Annotated in this window: 19 protein-coding genes and 1 pseudogene; 11 read left to right on the top strand and 9 right to left on the bottom strand. The window is 73.0% G+C overall.

Annotated elements, in window-relative coordinates:
• Positions 1–17: 17 nt before the first annotated feature.
• Both HG542_RS08580 and HG542_RS08575 read left to right on the top strand, forming a co-directional pair.
• A complete protein-coding gene (locus HG542_RS08580) occupies positions 18–551 on the top strand; it encodes a hypothetical protein (RefSeq protein ID WP_227724059.1) in 534 nt (177 codons plus the stop codon).
• Positions 552–702: 151 nt separating this feature from the next.
• Positions 703–1,104: a hypothetical protein gene (locus HG542_RS08575; RefSeq protein WP_171079505.1), complete on the top strand. Its 402-nt coding sequence runs from the start codon at positions 703–705 to the stop codon at positions 1,102–1,104.
• A gap of 42 nt (positions 1,105–1,146) precedes the next feature.
• Here HG542_RS08575 and HG542_RS08570 read toward each other — a convergent pair whose 3' ends face one another.
• The 3 genes from HG542_RS08570 to HG542_RS08560 form a co-directional block, all read right to left on the bottom strand.
• On the bottom strand, positions 1,147–2,049 hold the full coding sequence (locus HG542_RS08570; RefSeq protein WP_171079504.1) for a hypothetical protein: 903 nt from the start codon (positions 2,047–2,049) through the stop codon (positions 1,147–1,149).
• Positions 2,050–2,152: 103 nt separating this feature from the next.
• Positions 2,153–2,479 carry a DUF6233 domain-containing protein gene (locus HG542_RS08565; RefSeq protein WP_171079503.1) on the bottom strand — a complete coding sequence of 109 codons (327 nt, stop codon included), beginning with the start codon at positions 2,477–2,479 and terminating at the stop codon, positions 2,153–2,155.
• A 263-nt stretch (positions 2,480–2,742) separates the two neighbouring features.
• Entirely contained in the window at positions 2,743–2,934 is a 192-nt protein-coding gene (locus tag HG542_RS08560) for a hypothetical protein (RefSeq protein ID WP_171079502.1), read from the bottom strand.
• A 373-nt stretch (positions 2,935–3,307) separates the two neighbouring features.
• Here HG542_RS08560 and HG542_RS08555 point away from each other — a divergent pair, with 373 nt between their 5' ends.
• The gene (locus tag HG542_RS08555; protein ID WP_171079501.1) at positions 3,308–5,152 is read left to right on the top strand and encodes a glycosyltransferase family 2 protein; all 1,845 of its coding nucleotides are present in this window, start codon (positions 3,308–3,310) and stop codon (positions 5,150–5,152) included.
• A 55-nt stretch (positions 5,153–5,207) separates the two neighbouring features.
• Here the strand turns inward: HG542_RS08555 and HG542_RS08550 are convergent, their stop codons facing one another.
• Together HG542_RS08550 and HG542_RS08545 are read right to left on the bottom strand one after the other, a co-directional pair.
• Complete coding sequence (locus HG542_RS08550; RefSeq protein WP_171079500.1) at positions 5,208–6,218, bottom strand: glycoside hydrolase family 6 protein; 1,011 nt, start codon at positions 6,216–6,218, stop codon at positions 5,208–5,210.
• 126 nt (positions 6,219–6,344) lie between these two features.
• On the bottom strand, positions 6,345–7,409 hold the full coding sequence (locus HG542_RS08545; RefSeq protein ID WP_171079499.1) for an ATP-dependent DNA ligase: 1,065 nt from the start codon (positions 7,407–7,409) through the stop codon (positions 6,345–6,347).
• A gap of 78 nt (positions 7,410–7,487) precedes the next feature.
• On the opposite strand from HG542_RS08545, the gene ligD reads away from it, so the two are divergent.
• From ligD to HG542_RS08525, 4 genes are all read left to right on the top strand, one after another.
• Positions 7,488–8,492, top strand: a complete 1,005-nt coding sequence (ligD, locus tag HG542_RS08540) for a non-homologous end-joining DNA ligase (RefSeq protein ID WP_171079498.1) — start codon at positions 7,488–7,490, stop codon at positions 8,490–8,492.
• Positions 8,493–8,566: 74 nt separating this feature from the next.
• Positions 8,567–8,947, top strand: coding sequence for an SH3 domain-containing protein (locus tag HG542_RS08535; RefSeq protein WP_171079497.1), 381 nt, complete (start codon positions 8,567–8,569; stop codon positions 8,945–8,947).
• Positions 8,948–9,194: 247 nt separating this feature from the next.
• The gene (locus HG542_RS08530; RefSeq protein ID WP_171079496.1) at positions 9,195–9,386 is read left to right on the top strand and encodes a hypothetical protein; all 192 of its coding nucleotides are present in this window, start codon (positions 9,195–9,197) and stop codon (positions 9,384–9,386) included.
• Between the two features lie 19 nt (positions 9,387–9,405).
• On the top strand, positions 9,406–10,575 hold the full coding sequence (locus HG542_RS08525; protein WP_171079495.1) for a hypothetical protein: 1,170 nt from the start codon (positions 9,406–9,408) through the stop codon (positions 10,573–10,575).
• 7 nt (positions 10,576–10,582) lie between these two features.
• Here the strand turns inward: HG542_RS08525 and HG542_RS08520 are convergent, their stop codons facing one another.
• Positions 10,583–11,566, bottom strand: a complete 984-nt coding sequence (locus HG542_RS08520) for a DUF6528 family protein (protein ID WP_176606345.1) — start codon at positions 11,564–11,566, stop codon at positions 10,583–10,585.
• Between the two features lie 135 nt (positions 11,567–11,701).
• On the bottom strand, positions 11,702–12,097 hold the full coding sequence (locus HG542_RS08515; protein ID WP_229922445.1) for a nuclear transport factor 2 family protein: 396 nt from the start codon (positions 12,095–12,097) through the stop codon (positions 11,702–11,704).
• 93 nt (positions 12,098–12,190) lie between these two features.
• Between HG542_RS08515 and HG542_RS08510 the strand changes: the two genes are divergently transcribed.
• From HG542_RS08510 to HG542_RS35760, 4 genes and pseudogenes are all read left to right on the top strand, one after another.
• Positions 12,191–12,760, top strand: coding sequence for a TetR/AcrR family transcriptional regulator (locus HG542_RS08510; protein ID WP_171079493.1), 570 nt, complete (start codon positions 12,191–12,193; stop codon positions 12,758–12,760).
• Between the two features lie 168 nt (positions 12,761–12,928).
• Positions 12,929–13,438 carry a hypothetical protein gene (locus HG542_RS34850; protein WP_227724045.1) on the top strand — a complete coding sequence of 170 codons (510 nt, stop codon included), beginning with the start codon at positions 12,929–12,931 and terminating at the stop codon, positions 13,436–13,438.
• Entirely contained in the window at positions 13,435–15,357 is a 1,923-nt protein-coding gene (locus HG542_RS08505) for a GMC family oxidoreductase (RefSeq protein ID WP_227724043.1), read from the top strand. Before HG542_RS34850 ends, HG542_RS08505 begins: the two co-directional genes overlap by 4 nt.
• Positions 15,354–16,097 (top strand): annotated as a pseudogene (locus tag HG542_RS35760) (ferritin-like domain-containing protein); the annotation flags it as partial. The gene HG542_RS08505 and the pseudogene HG542_RS35760, both read left to right, overlap by 4 nt.
• A gap of 166 nt (positions 16,098–16,263) precedes the next feature.
• On the opposite strand, the gene HG542_RS35755 reads toward HG542_RS35760, so the two are convergent.
• Both HG542_RS35755 and HG542_RS08495 read right to left on the bottom strand, forming a co-directional pair.
• Complete coding sequence (locus HG542_RS35755; RefSeq protein ID WP_306665287.1) at positions 16,264–17,544, bottom strand: DUF6777 domain-containing protein; 1,281 nt, start codon at positions 17,542–17,544, stop codon at positions 16,264–16,266.
• 18 nt (positions 17,545–17,562) lie between these two features.
• A complete protein-coding gene (locus HG542_RS08495) occupies positions 17,563–18,765 on the bottom strand; it encodes a serine/threonine-protein kinase (protein WP_373313053.1) in 1,203 nt (400 codons plus the stop codon).
• Between the last annotated feature and the right edge of the window lie 110 nt (positions 18,766–18,875).

Here is an 18,875-nt window from a genome sequence, read left to right as displayed (position 1 = left end):
GTTCCTCCTGGAGTGTCATGCCCGTCCCCGCCGCCCGCGCGCTGCTCGTCCTCGGCACCGCGCTCGCCCTCCAACTCGCCCCGGCCGCCGCCGCGGTGGCCCGCCCGGTCCCCGCCGCCCCCGCGGCCGCCACGGTCCGGATCACCGAGGGGCAGGTCGCGGAGACCGGCCCCGGCGGCACGATCGTCTATCCGTCCGTCACCAGCTGTCTGACCGTCACCGTCCGGCTGCGGGACGGGAGCAAGGTCGGCGCCCACGCCAGCCTGTTCCAAGTGCCCGGCGCCTACCGCTCGGACGCGATCCTGGCCGCGGTGAAACAGCGCGTCGGCTCCCGCGCCGTCCGCGCGGTCGAGGTGCGCGGGGCCGTGGGCGCGTGGTCGCCGGGCTACTTCACCAAGGCCATCGAGGCGTACGGCGACGGGGAGGCCGTCCCCTACCCGACGAAGCCCGATCCCGACGGGCTGCGCCGGGCGGTGGCCGACGGCCTGGGCGTGCCGCGGGCGGCCGTGACCGTCCAGGACGTTCCCGACGGGGACCAGACCGTCACCTGAGGACCGGTAGCACACCGGCTCACGCAGCAGCACGGGATGCGCCCTGCGCTGCGGAGCGGGGCTGTGCGGATAATGGTGGCGCCCCCGGTGCGCCCGTCCCGGCCGCCGACGGGGCGTCAGTACTGCCGAAGCACCGAAACAGGGGGCCTGGATGAAGACCGATCAGCAGCACGAGGGACGGTTCCGGGCGCGCGTCGCCCGCAGGGCGTCCGCCGCCGTGGCCCTGGCACTGGGCGCAGTTCTGCTGGCCGCCCCCGCGCAGGCCGCGAGCGTGACCGCGCCGGCGCCGGGCGTGCAGCAGGCCGCCGTGGCCGAGGGGGCGGGCACGGCCGTCCCGGCGGAGGCCGCGGCGCAGCACCCGGTCCAGGCGCAGGCGCACCACGGTCACGCCACGGCCACGCGCCCGGCGCCGCAGAAAAAGAAGAAGAGGGGCTTCTTCAAGAAGCTGGGCATCTTCCTGATCGTCCTGCTGATCCTCGCCATCCTCGTCGTGGTGGCCGTGATCGCGCTGATCGTCCACTTCATCCGGCGGGCCTTCCGGCGTCGCCGCTGATCCGGGGGCGGCCGGTCACGGCCGGCCGCCCGGTCCGCCGGGTCAGCGCGTTCTGGTCACCCACGCCAGCGCCAGCCACGGGGTGGCCGCGCTCGCGACCGCCAGGGTCCAGCCCGTCGCCGTGGCGGGGAAGGCGGTCAGCAGCGGGACGATCAGCACGGCACCGCACAACAGCAGCGCCGCGGCGGGCAGATGGACCCACGGCTCGAAGCGGCGGGCCCGCCGGACGCGCCGTTCGTTGCGGCGCAGGGCCAGGCCGGTGAGGAACCCGGCGATGACCGCGGAGGTCCAGATCACCGGGAGGGCGACGTACCGGCCCGCGATGAAGCCGATGTCGGTCTCCGGGGCCTGCCGCACTCCCAGGCCTGGCCGGTCGGGGGCATAGCGCAGCTGGAGCGTGCGGCCCTCCTCCGGCAGCCCGCGGGTGACCACGTCGTGCAAGGTGACCTCCTTCTTCCCGGCGGAGAAGGGGATGTCGGCGACGACCGTCGAGGTGTACTCGTTGTCGTTGACCTCGTTGTCCACGGGCTGCGGCGTGCCGACGACGCCCCGGACGGGCACCTCGTACACCCCGCCCCCGGCCCGCTCGATCTTGGCGAGCCAGGCACCGTAGGCACCGTCGGGGCCCACGCCCTGGCACAGGGCGGCCGCGCTGGTGAACGCGATGCCGAAACCCACGACCCAGGAGAGCAGGCGCGACGAGCGCGGTGCGGGCCAGGGCCGGTATCGCCTGCGCCATTGCTTGCGGCGTAACACCGCACGCCTGCGCGCCCGTACGGCCAGGGAGGCCAGCACCCAGCACAGGGCGCATGCCGCGGTCGCGCCGAGCAGCCACAGCTGCTGCCGCTTGGGCGGCAGTTCCCGGAACGGGAGCATTCCGGCCACCATGGTCGCGTAGCCCACGAGCAGCGTCGCCCACCCGGTGAGCCGCGTCACCGTTCTCATGCCGTACTTCCCCCGCCACCTGCGAATCTGGACAAGGGGACAGCGTAATGGGGGCATTCGCGGCAGAAATCCGCAGGTCCGCCGGAGCGGCCTGCAGGCCGGTCTAGCGCACCGGGCCGAGGAACCTCTCGGGCTGGCACGCGTCGCACAGCCGCACATCCTGCCGGGCCACCTGGGCGCGGGCCTCGGCGGTGGTCAGTGTGGCCTCGCCGCCCTTGGGCACCCAGCAGCCGGCGTGGTGCAGTTCGTGGACGACACCGCCGGGGCGGCGCTGTTCGGTGAGCGGCCAGACGGCGTCCTCGATGTCGCGCCGGCCGCCGTTGAGCCGGTGCAGCACGACCGCGCGGACCCATTCACGCGGAGAATGGCCGACTTCTTGTGCGGCGGCCTCAATACGGGCGATTTCCTCATGGGTGAAGAGCTGCTCCATGAGGCGGGACAGTAGCAGCGGAGAGCCTGCCGCGAACCCTCTTCTCCCGGATGCCCGGCGCTGCTGACCTGCAGGTTGACCGGAGAGTCGGGGTTACTGCCGCGATTGCGGGGAAGGGACGGCAAAACGCCCGCGTGGCACCGGCGGCCGGTGCCGCGACTGGCATAGGACAACGGAGTATTACGGCCCGAATTCGACGGCCGGATTTCCGGAACATTCCATTCCGGAAGTGTTTTTGTGCGGGATTTCTTCAAGGGGTGCCCTCAGCTCCCCTCATGGTGCTCGTCCGGCACGGTGTCCGTCTCGACGCCGTGTGCGCGGGCCAGCCGCAGCGCGTCGTCGAGCTCGTCCTCCGCGAGGGCCGCCTCGTAGCTGTCCCCGGCGGCCCGTGCCGCCGCGAGGGCCGCGCGTGCCGCGCGCACCCGTTCCCGCATCGCCTCGGCGAACGCACTCACCGTCAGCCCCCTGTGGCTCGTCCGACTGTCCGCGCACTTGGTGAATTGAAGAATTCTGCAATTCTAGGACATGTCGCCGTCCCGGGCCGCTGCCGCGTCGCCGGGCTGAGCATTCTCTCCGGCCGTCGATCCCCCTCCAAGCGCGGGAACCGGTCATGCGTCGCTGCCGTGTGGGTGACGTGGTGCCGCTTTCGGTGCGTTTGTCACATGATCGTAGGTCCGTTTTGTTAGTTTTTCTCCCCCGAGGTGCCCCTGGGCGTCTTGAACCCGTGTCCGTCCGTGGCTGGGGGTGTTGTTGGTGGCGATTTCGGCGAGCGATGCCCGGTCGGCAACGGTCTGCGACAGTACGGGGCCGGGACGTCCCGGCGGGGTCGTGCCGGAGCCCGGCGGCGGTGGAGGAGGCGGAGCGGGGCCGCCCGGACCCGGCGGCACCGGCTCGGGCGGCCGCGGACCCGGCCCCTACGACTACGCACGCTTCAGCCGGCTGGCCGGCGGCCTGACCGACCCCCCGCCCGGCCCCTACCGGGTGCGCTACCGGCGGCTGATGAACAAGAGCACCAGCCGGGGCCTCGGCGCCCGGCTGCTCCTCGCCGCCGCCCCCTTGGTGTCGCTGACGCTGATGGTCTGGCTGATGCTGCCGGAGCACTGGGTGCACCGCGAGTACGCGAGCGACTGGGAGCGCGGTGCCGACACGGCCATGATGCTCTCCATCGGGCTGATCGAACTCTTCCGCGTCGTCAACGTCGTCTCCAACGCCCATGCCACCTTCATGGCCCGGGACCCGGTGCCGGTACGGGCCCAGCCGGGCACCCGGGTCGCCTTCCTCACCAGTTTCGTCCCCGGCAAGGAACCGCTGGCCATGGTGCGCGCCACCCTGGAGGGCGCGGTGCGCATCGAACACGACGGACTGCTGGACGTGTGGCTGCTGGACGAGGGCGACGACCCCGAGGCCCGGCGGCTGTGCGAGCGGCTGGGCGTACGGCACTTCAGCCGCAGGGGAGTCGACCGCTGGAACCGGCCCTCCGGGCGCTTCCGGGCCCGTACCAAGCACGGAAACTACAACGCCTGGCTCGACGCGCACGGCGACGACTACGAGTTCATGGCCTGCGTGGACACCGACCACGTGCCCCTGCCCAACTTCCTCGAGCGCATGATGGGTTACTTCCGGGACCCGGACGTGGCGTTCGTCGTCGGCCCCCAGGTCTACGGCAACTACACCGCGGCGGTGACCAAGGCGGCCGAGAGCCAGCAGTTCCTCTTCCACGCCCTGATCCAGCGCGCGGGCAACGCCTACGGCTCGCCGATGTTCGTCGGGACCTGCAACTGCGTGCGCGTCGACGTGCTGCGCCAGGTCGGCGGGCTCTACGACTCGATCACCGAGGACATGGCCACCGGTCTGGAGATCCACCGCCACCGCAACCCCGCCACCGGGCGGCGCTGGCGCTCGGTGTACACCCCGGACGTCCTCGCCGTCGGGGAGGGGCCGTCCACGTGGACCGACTACTTTTCCCAGCAACTGCGCTGGTCCCGCGGCACGTACGAGACGCTGCTGCGCCAGTTCTGGCGCGCGGTCTGGTCGCTGTCCCCCGGGCGGCTGCTCAACTACACGCTGATGGTCACCTATTACCCCATGGCAGCCCTCAACTGGCTGCTGGGCGCCCTGTGCTGCGCGCTCTTCCTGGGCCTGGGCGCCGCGGGCATCAATGTCGAGTCGCGGCTGTGGCTGATGCTCTACTGCGACGCCGCGGCCTTGCAGATCGGCCTCTACATCTGGAACCGCCGCCACAACGTCAGCCCGCACGAGCCCGCCGGCTCCTCGGGCACGGCCGGCATGGTGATGTCGGCCCTCTCCGCACCGCTGTACGCGCGCTCCCTCGGCGAGGCGCTGCTGCGGCGCACCTCCCGGTTCGTGGTGACCCCCAAGGGCGACTCCGCCAGCGCCGACTGCGTGGCCACCTTCCGCACCCACCTGATGTGGGCGGCCCTGTTCGCCCTGTCGCTGTGCGCCTCGGCGCTGCTCGGCCACGACCACACCGCCATGCGCATCTGGGCCCTGCTGGGACTGGCGACCGCGCTCGGCCCGGTCGGGGTCTGGCGGACGGGCCTGGCACGCGAACGCCGCGCACTGCGCACGGGCATTCCCGCGCCGGCACCCGCCGCCCCGGGGGTCGAACCGGGGCCCGGACCGCGGCCGGTGGGGCAGCGGACCGGGCACTGAGGGTGCCCCGGTCCCGCCCGCGCAGTTCCCCGCGCCCCCTATGGGGCGCACCCCCCTACCGCCCGCCGCCCGGCGCCGCGTTCGCGAGGTCCAGCGCGTACTCCGACCACCAGAAGCCCGCCGGAGGCGCACCCCGGCAGGTGCCGTCCGATTCCCCTGGGCGTTTGACCCAGACGAACGCGTCGACGAGCGGCGCCCCCGTCGCCGCGGTCGGCGGCGCCCCCAGCGCCCGGCCCGGCGGATTGCACCAGGACTCGTTCGCCGCGGGCAGCAGCGGGCCGTTGCCGTTGCGGCTGGTGTCGATGATGTAGTGCGCGCCGCCCAGCAGCGCGGAGAGCTTGTCGCCGTACTCGCGTGTCACGGCCGTCGTATGGAAGTTGGAGACGTTCAGGGCGAACCCGTCGGCCTCGCCGACCCCCGCCCGCTGCAGTGCGTCGGCCAGCATCTTCTGATCGGCGATCCAGCCCGCGTTGCCCGCGTCCACGTACACCGACGTGCCCGGCAGCGCCTTGAACGCCCGGACGGCCTCGGCGAGGAGGCCCAGCCGTTCCGCCGCGGCGTCCGCGGGGAGGCAGTGCGTGGCCCACTGGGCGATGGCATCCGGTTCGAGGACCACCCACGCCCTGCGGTCGCCGATCCCGGACGCGGCGCGGGCCACCCAGGTGCGGTAGGAGGCCGCGTCCTTGGCGCCGCCGGAGGAGTACTGCCCGCAGTCGCGGTGCGGGATGTTGTAGGCGACGAGGACGGGGATGCGGTGGGCCCGGGCCGCCTCGCCGGTGATCTGTGCGGCCTGGGTCTGCGGGTCGCCGGAGGTGAGCCAGACGGCCGCCGGCTCCTCGGAGATGCGGTGCAGCGAGACCGCGTCCCGGTCGCGGCCGCGCTCCTGCCAGACCCGCTCCTGCCGGGCGGGCCGGCCCAACGGCTCGGACCAGAAGGGGAATCCGGGTCCGTCCCCGGGGTCCGTTGCCGCGGCGACGCCCGCGCAGAGCGGCAGGCACACGGCACTCGAGCAGGCCAGGGCGGCGGCTCTCCGTCGCGTACGTCTCCTTGGCGTGGGCGTCTGCATGGGCGTCTTCCCTTCCGGCCGACGGCAGAGATTCTTACCAGGCTGGAATATGACGTCCCATCATGTCCTGTTCTGCTGCGCCGTACGGGTAGCCTGCTGCTCCGTACGGTTGTGACGAACCGTCAATTACCGTTCGCCCAGTACCTCGCCGAGGTCGTAGCTCACCGGCTCCTCCAGCTGTGCGTAGGTGCACCCCCGCGGCTCCCGGTCCGGGCGCCAGCGCCGGAACCGGGCCGTGTGCCGGAACCGGTCGCCCTGCATGTGGTCGTAGGCGACCTCGCACACCCGCTCCGGGCGCAGGGCGAGCCACGACAGGTCCTTCTTTCCGGTCCAGCGGCTCGGGGCGCCGGGCAGCCGGCCGGCGGCCTGGGCCTCCGGGTCGGCCCAGGACTCCCAGGGATGCCCCGCGGGCGACTCCATGCGCAGCGGCGCCAGTTCGTCCATCAGCTCCCGGCGCCGGCGCATGGGGAACGCGGCGCACACCCCGACGTGCTGGAGCCGGCCCGCGGTGTCGTACAGCCCCAGCAGCAGCGAGCCCACGACCGGGCCGCTCTTGTGCAGGCGCAGGCCGGCCACGACGCAGTCGGCGGTCCGCTCGTGCTTGACCTTCACCATGACGCGCTCGCCCGGCAGGTAGGGCAGCTCGGGCGGCTTGGCGACGACGCCGTCCAGGCCCGCCCCCTCGAAGTGCTCGAACCAGCCGCGGGCGACGTCCAGGTCGTAGGTGACGGGCGCGGTGAAGAGCGGGGCGGCCGCGTCCCGCAGCGCGGCCGTCAGGGCGTCCCGGCGGTCGCGCTGGGGCGTGGCCAGCAGCGACTCGTCGTCCAGGGCGAGCAGGTCGAAGGCTACGAAGGAGGCCGGTGTCGTCCCGGCCAGCATGCGGACCCGGGAGTCGGCGGGGTGGATGCGCTCCAGCAGCGCGTCGAAGTCCAGCCGGCCCTCCCGGGCGATCACGATCTCGCCGTCCAGGACGCAGCGCCGCGGGAGCTGTGCGAGCAGGGCGTCCACCAGTTCGGGGAAGTAGCGGGTGAGCGGCTTGCCCGTGCGGCTGCCCAGTTCGATCTCGTCCCCGTCGCGGAAGACGACGGCACGGAAGCCGTCCCACTTGGCCTCGTACTGCATGCCGGGCGGGATGGCGGCCGCGGGCTTCGCCAGCATGGGCGCCAGGGGTGGCATCACCGGAAGGTCCATGCCGGAATTGTGCGTTTTTCTCTGGTCCCGGGGGTGTTCCGACAGGCGGGAGACCCGCGCGGCGCCTAGCGTGAGCGCATGACGGAGGCCCTGGAACTCACGGCCGGCGGGCGCACGGTCCGGCTGTCCAACCCGGACAAGGTCTACTTTCCGCAGCGCGGATTCACCAAGCGGGACATCGCGGAGTACTACCTGAGCGTCGGCGACGGCATCCTGCGCGCCCTGCGGAACCGGCCCACCACCCTGGAGCGCTACCCCGACGGCGTGGACGGCGAGTCGTTCTTCCAGAAGCGAGCGCCGAAGAACACCCCCGAGTGGATTCCCACCGGCCGGATCTCCTTCCCCAGCGGCCGGCACGCCGACGAGATCTGCCCCACCGAGACCGGCGCCGTGCTCTGGGCGGCCAACCTCGGCTGTCTGACCTTCCACCCCTGGCCGGTGCGGCGCGAGGACACCGAGCACCCCGACGAACTGCGCATCGACCTCGACCCCCAGCCCGGCACCGACTACGCCGACGCCGTGCGCGCGGCCCTCGAACTGCGCGAGGTGCTGCGGGAACTGGGGCTGACGGGCTGGCCCAAGACCTCCGGCGGGCGGGGGCTGCACGTCTTCGTCCCCATCCGGCCCGTATGGACCTTCGTCCAGGTCCGGCGCGCGGCCATCGCCGTGGCCCGGGAGCTCGAACGGCGCGCACCGGAGCGGGTCACCACCGCCTGGTGGAAGGAGGAACGCGGCGCGAAGGTCTTCGTCGACTACAACCAGACCGCCCGCGACCGCACCATCGCCAGCGCCTACTCGCTGCGGCCCCGCCCCCACGCGCCCGTCTCCGCACCGCTGCGCTGGGAGGAGGTCCCCGATGCCGTGCCCGAGGACTTCGACCTGGCCACCATGCCCGCCCGGTTCGCGGAGCTGGGCGACGTCCACTCCGGCATGGACGAGCAGCCCTGCGGGATGGAGGCGGCGCTGGAGCTGGCCGACCGCGACGAGCACGACCACGGCCTGGGCGACCTGCCCTACCCGCCCGAACACCCCAAGATGAAGGGCGAGCCGAAGCGGGTGCAGCCCAGCAGGGCCAAGAAGTAACCACCGCGTTTATCCCGCGATTCCCCGTGGAACTGGGGCAATGCCGTACCCACTTCGCACCGAGGGAGAAGACCATGTCCGCCACCACCCTGGCCACCGCCGCCGCACTCGGCGGAGCGCTGCTGCTCGTCGCACCCGCCGCCTCCGCGGTCCCCACGGCCGTCCACCTCAGAGCCCACGGCACGGTCACCGCACCCTCCGGGCTCAACGAGCGCGCCTACCCGAGCACCGACTCCTCCGTGCGCGGCGTCCTCAAGTACCACACACAGGTGGGCCTGCGGTGCAAGGCCCACGCGCAGGAGGTCGGGGGCAACCCCCTGTGGTACCTCCTGAAGGAGCGCAACGACTGGATCGCGGCACGCTACATCGACAACGCCGGCGAGGTCCCGCTGTGCCGCAACCTCGGCCGCAGTTCGCTCGACGACAGCGCGGAGTCCCGGGCGGCCATGGGGTGACGGTCATGGGGACGGTCCGGATGACGTTCCGGGTGAGGCTCCGGGTGACGAAGTGCGAAGTGCCCCTCCCTTCCGGCCGGATCCGGCGGGTGCCATCATGAGCGGAGGGGGAGGTAGGGCCGGTGAACTGTACTCGCTGCGGCGCGCCCGTGATACAGGGGTCGGACGGCGGCTGGTCGTGCAACAACTGCGGGGCCGCCGGTAAATAATGGACAGCTCCGACATCCCCCAGACGAATGCTGCCGCGATGCTCTGCAAAGACTGTCTGAACCCGGTGATCGAGGGCCCCGAGGGGGGCTACGTCTGCGGCCAGTGCTTTCACGTGGTCGAGCCCAACGGCTATGCCGAGCGCAGGGCCGAGGGCGTGAAGAAGGCCGCGGAGGAGCGCCGGATCCGCACCGAGGAGCGTCGTTCCCGCGTGCCCCGCACAGGCCTGTGACCGGAGAAGGAAGAACGCATTGGACCACCCGAACCATGGCTGCGTGCTGTTGCTGGACGGCACCCCGGACCGACGGCGGGGCACCCTGCCGAACCCGACCGCGCACGCCGTCGCCGGAGCGAACCCGCGCCGCTTCCTCGCCGCCGCCTCGTCCGATGTCGTACAACTGCCCGCCATGGCAGGCCCGCAGAGCGTCCTGGCCTACCTCCGGGACGCCGTCACCGTGCCGGGACCGCTGCTGGTCTGGGTGACGGGCCACCTGATGATCCCCGCCCGCCGCAGCGCCCAGCTGCACCTGGCACTGCGCGAGAGCACCCCCGCCACCGTCCGCTACACGGGCCTGCCCTGGGAGTGGCTCACCCGCACCCTGGGCGAACACCCCGGCCCCACCCTGCTGGTGATCGACGCCGAGGCCGACGCCGCCGCCTGGCCGCACGTCACCGCCGCGGTCCACGGGGGCCGACTCGGCGGCGGAGTCCCCGTCTGCGGTGTCGTCAGCCCCACCGCGGACAAGCCGGCCACGGAGGCCGGGCCCTACGCCCGCGCCTTCCTCACCGCCCTCTCCGTCGGCCACCCCACCGCGGGGCCCGTGCTCGACCCCGTGCTGCTCCATCAACTCGCCCTCGGCCAGGCCGCGCTGCCCGACGGCGCGCTGAGCGTGCAGTACGGCGACGCCGGCCCCGTCCTCGCCAACCCGGCAGCCATAACGCCTGCGCCCCGGGCACCCGAACCGGCCCCGGCTCCGGCTGCCCCGGTCCAGGCCCCGCCCGAAGAGGATCCGCTGCCCCGCATCCTGGCCGCCGCCCAGGCCGGCCGGCACAACGAGGCGGCCGCCATGGCCGCCGCCTGGGAGCAGCAGACGCTGCGCCGGCACGGCTCGCACAGCCCCGAGGCCGGGCTGTGGGTCGAGGTGCGGGCCGACCTCGCCCGGCTCGCCGGCGACCACCCGCGCGCCGCCGAACTCTGGCTGTCCGCCGCCTCCCACCGGCTGGCCCGGGGCGGGGCCGCCGACGCCGAGACGGTCGAGGCGCTCAAGCGGGCGCACTACTGCTGGCAGCACAGCGGCGACCGGGCGCCGCACCTGGCGCCCGCCCTGCTCGCCCTGTGGGAGCAGGTCCCCGACGGCGGCGAGGCCGCGGCCGACGTGCGGGCCAGGATGCGGGAGACGGCGCGCACCCCGTCGCGGTGACGGCCGGTCAGCCGCGCCCCGCCGTCCACCAGCGGGCCTTGTACATCCCCCCGTGCAGCAGGGTGCGGGTGCCGTCCGGCCGGTACAGCGTCAGCGTCGACGTGCACCAGCTGCACGTGTGACCCCGCTCGGGCCGGGCGACCAGCACCTGGCCGGTCCTCGGCTCGTCGCCGATGCTCTTGACGTCCGGGCCGCTGATCCGCGACTGCAGGGGGTACGACACGAACGCCTGCTCCGTCGTCGAGTACTGGTAGACGGCCGAGGCCGTGGTCACCCACAGCCGGCCGGGGTGGGTGAGCACGGGGGCCAGGTCGTGGCCGTTGCGGGTGGGCAGCGCGCGGCGGTGGACGACCGTCAGGGACGGGTCGTCCGGTGAACCGCCCACCCGGAGGGCGACCAGTTCCCGGCTGCCCAGTGCCCACAACAGCCGTGTGCGCGGGTCCCAGTGCACCCCGTGCGCCCCCGGGAGCGGCACCTGTACGTGCTCGGTGGCCCGCGAGCCGCGGGAGGCCGCGTACAGCCGCAGGTAGCCGCCGGTGCTCGCGGCCACCGCGACGTTGCCGTCGGGCAGCAGCTCGATGCTGTGGGCGTTGCCCTTGCCGGTGTCGGCCGCCCAGTACACCGAGCGGCCGGGGTAGCCGATCACGGCGGCCAGCCCGCCGGAAGCCGTGGCCAGCAGGTAGCGGTGGCCGCCGAGTTCACGGAACTTGGCCTCGCTCGGGTTCGCCCACGAACGGTCGGGGTCGAGGTCCGCGAGGTCGTCGTCGCCGTCGGGGCTCCACGACCAGAGCACCCCCGCGTCGTTGCTCCCGGCGTCCCACTGCACGCGCTTGGCGTCCAGCACATACACGGACCGCGTGGCCTGGTCGGCCGTCACGATCGGCGAGGAGGCGACCCGCCCGCCCCGGCCTCCTGCCTGAGCCGTGACGGTGGTCCCCGGGGCCGCCATCGTCACCATCGCCGTGAGCATCACGGCCCACACCCGTCTCACGACACACCGCTCCTGACGTCCACGCCTGCCCTGCACGGGTCGTCATGATCGGCCGGACCCGGGCCGGGAAGCGGGCCGCCACGCCCGGCACTCAGGCGAACGAGTGGATCGTCGGCGCACACCGCCGGCGCATCGTCAGCGCAGGAGCCGGTCCGCCTCCGTGATGGCGACGTCGTCGATGCTCGCGTAGCGGCGGCGCATCAGCCCGTTGTCGGCGAACTCCCAGTTCTCGTTCCCATGGCTGCGGAACCACCGGCCCGCGGCGTCGTGCCACTCGTACACGAAGCGGACCGCGATGCGGTTGCCGGTGTACGCCCAGAGCTCCTTGCGCAGCCGGTAGTCCAGCTCGCGCTGCCACTTGGCGCGCAGGAACTCCGTGATCGCGGCGCGGCCGGTGAGGAACACGTCGCGGTTCCGCCACTCGGAGTCCTCGGTGTAGCCGAGCGCGACCCGCTCGGGGTCGCGGCTGTTCCAGGCCTCCTCGGCGGCGCGGACCTTGGCCTCGGCGGTTTCGGCGGTGAACGACAGCACGGTCAACTCTTCCCTCCGACAAGGGAGAACGATCGTTCTCCCGGATGTGCGGTAGCGTAGGAGAACGATCGTTCTCGCGCAAGGGGAGAGGCAGTGACGGAAGAGTGGGCCGAGCGCGTCCTGGACGCCGCCGAGGAGCTGTTCTACGGGCAGGGGATCCAGGCCGTCGGCATGGATGCGGTACGGACCGCCGCCGGGGTGTCGCTCAAGCGCCTCTACGGTCTCTACCCGTCCAAGGACGCCCTGGTCGAGGCCTACTTGACGCGCCGGGACGCGCGCTGGCGCGGGGACCTGGAACGTCACGCCGCTGCCGTGCCCGCCGGCCGGGAGCGCATCCTGGCGGTCTACGACTGGCTGGAGCGGTGGTTCGCCGAACCCGGCTTCCGGGGCTGTGCGTTCGTCAACTCCTTCGGGGAGCTGGGTGCCGGGTCACCGGCCGTGGCCGCTGCGGCGCGGGCGCACAAGGAGGCGTTTTGCCTGTGGCTCACCGGTCTTGCGGCCGAGGCCGGGGCGGAGGGGGCGGCGGCGGACCGGCTCGGGCGGCAGCTGGCGCTGCTGGCCGAGGGGGCGATCGCGCTGGCGGCGCTGTCCGGCACCGTGGCGCCTGCGCGGCAGGCGCAGGAGGTGGCGGGTACGTTGCTGGAGCGCGCGTTGGCCGAGTGAGAGGTGTTCCGGCCGGTACCCCATACCGGGGATCACCTCCGTTCCACCGAAGAACCGGGTTCAAACCTTCCGGACAACACCCGTAAAGGTGAAGGGAGTTCATGCCTCCTTCTCCCGTGGTGGACTCTCCGATAGAACATCGGCAGTCACACAGATGGGTGGTCACGGATGGATTCCCGGCACGCAGCACCTTCGCCCGAGCCCGTCGAAGTTCCCCCGGAATGCCGGGGTTTCGTCGCGATCTCCGTCCGGCTCACCGGGTTCGACGAGTTCGACCTGAGGGCGACGGGCATGGTGCGGCTCTATCACGACACCACCGTCGACCAGGTCGGACGGGAGGCCGTCGGGCGGTTCATCGACGACCTGGCCGCCGTGGGCGGCGACCCGGACGACCTCGCCGACGAGACCTCGCGCGACATCGCCCGCGCCATCACCCACCTGTGGTACCTGGGAGTCTGGCCGCAGCTCGCCCGTTCCGTGCACGCCGCACTCGGCCGCGAGAAGGCCAACGTCGCCTTCATGGTCTCGCCCGAGGCCTACACCGAAGGGCTCGTCTGGCGCACCTTCCACGGCCACGCCCCAGGCGCCAAGCCCCCAGGCTTCGGCACCTGGGCCGCCCCGCCGCCCGGCGCCGCGCCGCTGCCCGCGGCGGACTGCCGTACGGAGGGCGCCGCGTGAGCAGCCCCTCGCCGCAACTCGACGGCCTCCACTACGACGTGATCGTGGTGGGCGCCGGACTCGCCGGCTCCCTGGTCGCCAAGCAGCTGGGCGACCACGGCTGGCGCGTCCTCGTCCTGGAGGCCGGCACCCGCACCCTGGACACCTGGCCCGGCCATCTCGACGCCATGAAGGCCTACTACGGGGCCCTGGCCAAGGTCCCCAACGCGCCCTACCGCGGCAACATCGCCGCCCCCTCGCCCGACCTGCTCGACCTCGAAGGCCTGCCCGGCGGCGGGTACCGCGCCAACGGCTACTTCGTCCAGAACGGCAACCTGCCCTACGCCAGCGACTACCTGCGCGCCGCCGGCGGCACCGCCCTGCACTGGATGGGCCTCACTCCGCGCATGCACCCCGAGGACTTCGCCGCGCGCACCGCCTTCGGCTACGGTCGCGACTGGCCCATCGGCTACGCCGACCTGGAGCCCCACTACCGCGCCGCCGAACGCGTCCTGGGTGTGGCGGGCGACGCGGCGGAGCAGCGCGACGCCATCGGCCTGCCCTTCCCCGACGGCTACTGCTACCCCATGCACGCGATCCCCCGCAGCCACCTCGACAACGTCCTGGCCGCCCGGCTGGACGGGATCCCGGTGCGGGAGTCGGACGACGCCCCGCCCACCACGCTGCGCGTGGTCACCACCCCGCACGCCCGCAACAGCACCCCCGACCTCCGCTACGACCAGGGCCGCGGCTACCGCCCCGCCGGAGCGGCCGGGCTGCCCAACTACGGCGAGCGCTGCGTCGGCAACGCCTCCTGCGTGCCCATCTGTCCGGTGCAGGCCAAGTACAACCCTTTGAAGACGCAGGCGACTTGGTCCTGCAAGGTCGACCTCGTGCCGCGTGCCGTCGTCAGCAGGGTCCTCGCCAACGCGAACGGCCGGGTGTTCGGCGTCGAGTACCAGCAGTACGACGACCCCGCATCCCCCGTGCACACCACCCGCACCGCCGAGGCCGACATCGTCGTGCTGGCCGCGCACGCCATCGAGAACGCCAAACTCCTGCTGGTGTCCCGGCTCGCCAACCACAGCGGACAGGTCGGCCGCAACCTCATGGACCACCCCGTCCTGCTCACCTGGGGCCTGCTGGACGAGCCCGTCGGCCCCTTCCGAGGCCCCGGCTCGACCTCCGGACTGGAGTGCTTCCGCACCGGACCCGCCCGCCGGGACCGCGCCCCCTTCCGCATCGAGATCGCCAACTGGGGCTGGAGCTGGCCCACCGGCTCGCCCTCCGGCGACGTCGCCCGCATGCTCGGCATCACCGGCGACTCCGGACAGCCGCGCGGCAGAGGCCGCTTCGGCACCGGGCTGCGCGAGGCACTGGGCCGGCGGATCGGGCGCCAGATCTCCCTGCAGTTCGCGGTGGAACAGGACGCGGAGAGCCGCAACCGCGTGACCATCGACCCCGCTCTGCGCGACCGGCTCGGCAATCCGCGGCCCGTCATCACCTACGACCTCTCCGACCACGTCAAGCGCGGCATCGCCGCCGCCAAGGCCGTATCCGACCGGATCTTCGGCATCCTGGGCGCCGAGGACCACACCGACTACGCCCCGGGCCCCTTCGCCCCCGGCCACTTCCGGTACGACGGCCGGGACTTCGTCTACCACGGCGCGGGCCATGGCGCCGGCACCCACGTCATGGGCGACTCGCGCGAGACCTCGGTCGTCGACTCCTGGCAGCGCTGCTGGGACCACTCCAACCTCTACGCGGTCGGCTGCGGCAGCATGCCCTCCGTCGGCACCTCCAACCCGTCGCTGACCATGGCCGCCCTCGCGCTGCGCAGCTGCGAGCAGATCCACCGCGACCTGATGGACCTGCACCGGCCACGGGTGATCCGCCCGGTCCGCGTGGCCCGGGCCCGTACGGGGGAGGGACGTACATGACCGCCCCCGCATCGCCCACCGACATCGCGGGCGAGCCGGCCGTCGTCGACGAGCCGCCGTTCCGCGTCCCGCGCGACCGGGCGGACCTGCACACCTTCCTGCAAGCCGCCCTGGCCCTGGAACACCTGACGATCCCGCCCTACCTCACCGCGATGTACACCCTCCGGCCCGGCACCAACCGGCCCGCCTTCTACGCCGTCCGGGCCGTCGTGCTGGAGGAGATGCTCCACATGACCCTGGTCGCCAACCTGCTCAACGCGGTGGGCGGCCGCCCGCTGGTGGCGAACTCCCGCTTCGTGACCGGCTATCCCGCCCGGCTGCCCTACAGCAGGGACCGCTTCCCCGTCGCGCTGCGCCACTTCGGCGTCGCGGCACTGGAGACGTTCCTGCGCATCGAGCACCCCGCGTACGTGGCCGAGCCGCCGGGGCACCCGTCGGTGGCCGGCGACGAGGGCTGGACGTCGGTCGGGCAGTTCTACGCGGCCATCCGCGAGGGCCTGCTGAGCCTGGTCCGCGCGATGGGGGAGGGCGAACTCTTCACCGGGGACCCGGCCCGCCAGGTCGGTCCGCAGGACTTCTACAACTCGGGCGGGGAAGTCTTCCCCGTCACCGGCCTGGCCTCGGCCCTCAAGGCCGTCGAGGTCATCACCGACCAGGGAGAGGGCGCCGACCGGACCGTCTTCGACACGGACGACCGGTTCTTCGGCGAAGTCCGGGAGCCCGCCCACTACTTCCGCTTCAACGAGATCCTGCAGCAGCGTACGTACGGGCCGCAGGACACCCCCGCCTCGGGGCCCAGCGGGCCCGCGCTGGAGGTCGGCTGGTCCGACGTGTACCCCGTCGACTCCGAGGCGAAGGTGCGGCACTACCCGCACGGCAGCGCGGTGCGGGAGGCGGCCGAGCGGTTCAACGCGGGGTACGCGCGGCTGCTGTGGGTTCTGGAGTGTGCGTACGGGGGCCGTCCGGCGGTGCTGCGGGAAGCCGTTCCGGTGATGCTGGAGCTGCGGGACCTGGCGGAGCGGCTGTACCGGAACCCGCACCCGGATGCGGAGAAGGCGGCTCGGGGACTGCATGCGTCCGCGACGTACGAGGTGACGGAGGCCCACTTCGCGGCGGCTCGGGAGCGTTGGTCTCCGGACCGGGGGTGAGGGAGGACAGCGCGGTGGGGGCGGTGGACCGGTGGGCCCGGGTCGGCTCCGCCGGTTCCGTGGGCGTGCGGGTCGTGGCGGTTTCGTGCGCCGAGGGCGTGGGCGGGGACGCCGGCGGGGCCGTGGTCTCCGGCGGGTACGACCCCGCCGACGGGGTCGGGGCCGAGGACGAAGGCGACGGCGAGGACGATCCAGGTGATCCCGGCGACTCCGGTGACCCCGGCGACCCCGGCGACCCGGACCCCGGGCTCCGCGAATCCCCCGGAAGGGGACTCGGCTTGGGGACCGTCACCACCGCCGAGTCCCCCTTGCCGTCACCGCTGCCGACCTCCCGGTCGAACCCCTTCCCGCTCTGCCGCGCGTCGACCAGGGGGATCTTCGTCATCGGCCCCTGGCTCTCCGGGCGCGGCACCACGACCGTGACCTCGACGACGGCGAAGCCCGTCCACCGATCCCCCTTGTACGTCGAGGCCTTGCGGTCGATGTCGTCGGGCTTCAGCAGCGGATTGCCGCAGTTGCACTTCACGGACGGCTGCCCGTACCCGTCGACGAGCACCGCCATGCCGGCCTGCAGCACGGACAGATAGGCGGTGGTCACGCCGCCGCCGTCGTAGTTGTGGTTCTTCACCAGGGTGTCGCGGATCAGCACCACCGAGGTGAGGCCGTTGATGTACTCCGGAATCCGGCGGTAGTCGAGGTCGTGCACCTTGGCCCAGGCCTTCGCCTTGACGGGGTCGGCGGTGAGGTTCCTGGTGATCAGGGCCTTGTCGCACTGGGTGGCGTTGCGGGTGCCGCCGAAGGCGCCGCGGGCGTCCCCCGCGGTCGTGCCCCCGCTGCGGTAGGCGGGGTCGACGTTCGTGACGTCGCTGCCCGGGGCGTCGAGGAACGGTTTGGCGCCGGCCACCCCCACCGGTTCCAGCTGCACGTCCGCGGCCTTCTTGCCCCCGGACGACGAACAGGCCGCGAGCCCCGCGCCGCCGAGCAGCACGGGCACCGCCAGCAGTGATACGAGACGGAGCCGGACAGGAACCCTTCGCATGGTGCACCCCCCAGGTGTTCAGCCGCAGTTGGTCACCCAGCCCCCGCCGCACGTCGACGTCGGATAGGACGTCGGGTGGTCCGAAGGGCCGGGGCCCAGGGGCGGAGCGGGGACGGTGGACGGTGTGGGCGAGGCCGGGCCGGTGGCCGGGGCGCTCGTGGCGGGGGCACTGGGGGTGGACCCCGAGCCTCCAGGTCCTCCCGGCGTGTCCCGGGTGCCGTGCGAGGCCGCGAGCAGTGCGGCGGCGGTTCCCCCGCCGATGAGCAGCAGGGCCGCCAGCAGGGCGGCGAACACCCGGGCGCGCCCCCGGGGTCCGGGTGCAGGCGGGGCCCCGGGCGGCGGAGCTGCCGGCATCGTCGGCACGTACCCCGGCGGTGCGGCCGGCGCCCGCGTGACCGTACCGGCCGCCACCGCGTCCAGCAGCCGCAGCGCCTCGGCCGAACTCGTCCGCTCCTGCGGGTCCTTGACCAGCAGCCCCTCCAGCAGCGGGGTGAGCGGACCGGCGCGCCGCGGCGGGGGCGGTTCGTCCTGGACGACGGCATGCAGGGTGAGCAGCGGCGAGGTGCGACGGAACGGGGAGACGCCCTCGACGGCCGCGTACAGCGTCGTGCCCAGCGACCACAGGTCGGAGGGGATGCCGGGGCGCTGCCCCAACGCCCGTTCCGGGGCGAGGTAGTCGGGCGAGCCGATGAGGTCCCCGGTGCGGGTGAGCGTGCCCGCGCCTTCGACCAGGGCGATGCCGAAGTCGGTCAGCACGACCCGGCCGGTGTCCTCCAGCAGCACGTTGGCCGGTTTGACGTCGCGGTGCAGCACGCCGGCCGCGTGGGCGGCCTGCAGGGCGCGGAGGACAGCCGCGCCCACGCGCGCGGCCTCCTTGGGGTCGAGCACTCCTTCGCGCTCCAGGATGTCGCCGAGCGACTGCCCGCGTACGAGCTCCATCACGATCCAGGGGCGGCCCTGTTGCTCGACCACGTCGTGCACGGTGATCACGTTGGGGTGGGCGATGCGGGCGGCGGCGCGGGCTTCCTGCTTGAGCCGCGCGAAGAGGATGCGGACGTCTTCCTCGCGCAACATGTCAGGTGCGCGCACCTCTTTGACCGCCACCTCGCGGTCGAGTACTTCGTCGAAGGCGCGCCAGACCACGCCCATGCCGCCGCTGCCGAGCCGGGCGACGAGCCGGTACCGCCCGGCCAGCAGTGGGGGCCGCTCGCCTGTGTCCACGTCGCACGCCCTCTCCCCCGTGGGCCACACCGGCTGAGACGGGGGCGGCGGGCATTCCGTTCCCCGGATGCGTATGCGCCCTGAAGGGGCGCGGAGCTGTGACGTGGTGC

Origin of the sequence: Streptomyces morookaense (assembly GCF_013030945.1) — a bacterium.
Lineage (GTDB): Bacteria > Actinomycetota > Actinomycetes > Streptomycetales > Streptomycetaceae > Streptomyces > Streptomyces morookaensis.
This window is presented reverse-complemented; position numbering and strand designations above follow the sequence as displayed.

Excerpts from the sequence above, each read along its gene's own strand:
- HG542_RS08545 (WP_171079499.1), bottom strand. The coding sequence starts at position 7,409 with ATGGACCTTCCGGTGATGCCACCCCTGGCGCCCATGCTGGCGAAGCCC.
- HG542_RS08575 (WP_171079505.1), top strand. The coding sequence starts at position 703 with ATGAAGACCGATCAGCAGCACGAGGGACGGTTCCGGGCGCGCGTCGCC.
- HG542_RS08565 (WP_171079503.1), bottom strand. The coding sequence starts at position 2,479 with ATGGAGCAGCTCTTCACCCATGAGGAAATCGCCCGTATTGAGGCCGCC.
- HG542_RS34850 (WP_227724045.1), top strand. The coding sequence starts at position 12,929 with ATGGATTCCCGGCACGCAGCACCTTCGCCCGAGCCCGTCGAAGTTCCC.
- HG542_RS08535 (WP_171079497.1), top strand. The coding sequence starts at position 8,567 with ATGTCCGCCACCACCCTGGCCACCGCCGCCGCACTCGGCGGAGCGCTG.
- HG542_RS08550 (WP_171079500.1), bottom strand. The coding sequence starts at position 6,218 with ATGCAGACGCCCACGCCAAGGAGACGTACGCGACGGAGAGCCGCCGCC.
- ligD (WP_171079498.1), top strand. The coding sequence starts at position 7,488 with ATGACGGAGGCCCTGGAACTCACGGCCGGCGGGCGCACGGTCCGGCTG.
- HG542_RS35755 (WP_306665287.1), bottom strand. The coding sequence starts at position 17,544 with ATGCGAAGGGTTCCTGTCCGGCTCCGTCTCGTATCACTGCTGGCGGTG.
- HG542_RS08580 (WP_227724059.1), top strand. The coding sequence starts at position 18 with ATGCCCGTCCCCGCCGCCCGCGCGCTGCTCGTCCTCGGCACCGCGCTC.
- HG542_RS08530 (WP_171079496.1), top strand. The coding sequence starts at position 9,195 with ATGCTCTGCAAAGACTGTCTGAACCCGGTGATCGAGGGCCCCGAGGGG.
- HG542_RS08570 (WP_171079504.1), bottom strand. The coding sequence starts at position 2,049 with ATGAGAACGGTGACGCGGCTCACCGGGTGGGCGACGCTGCTCGTGGGC.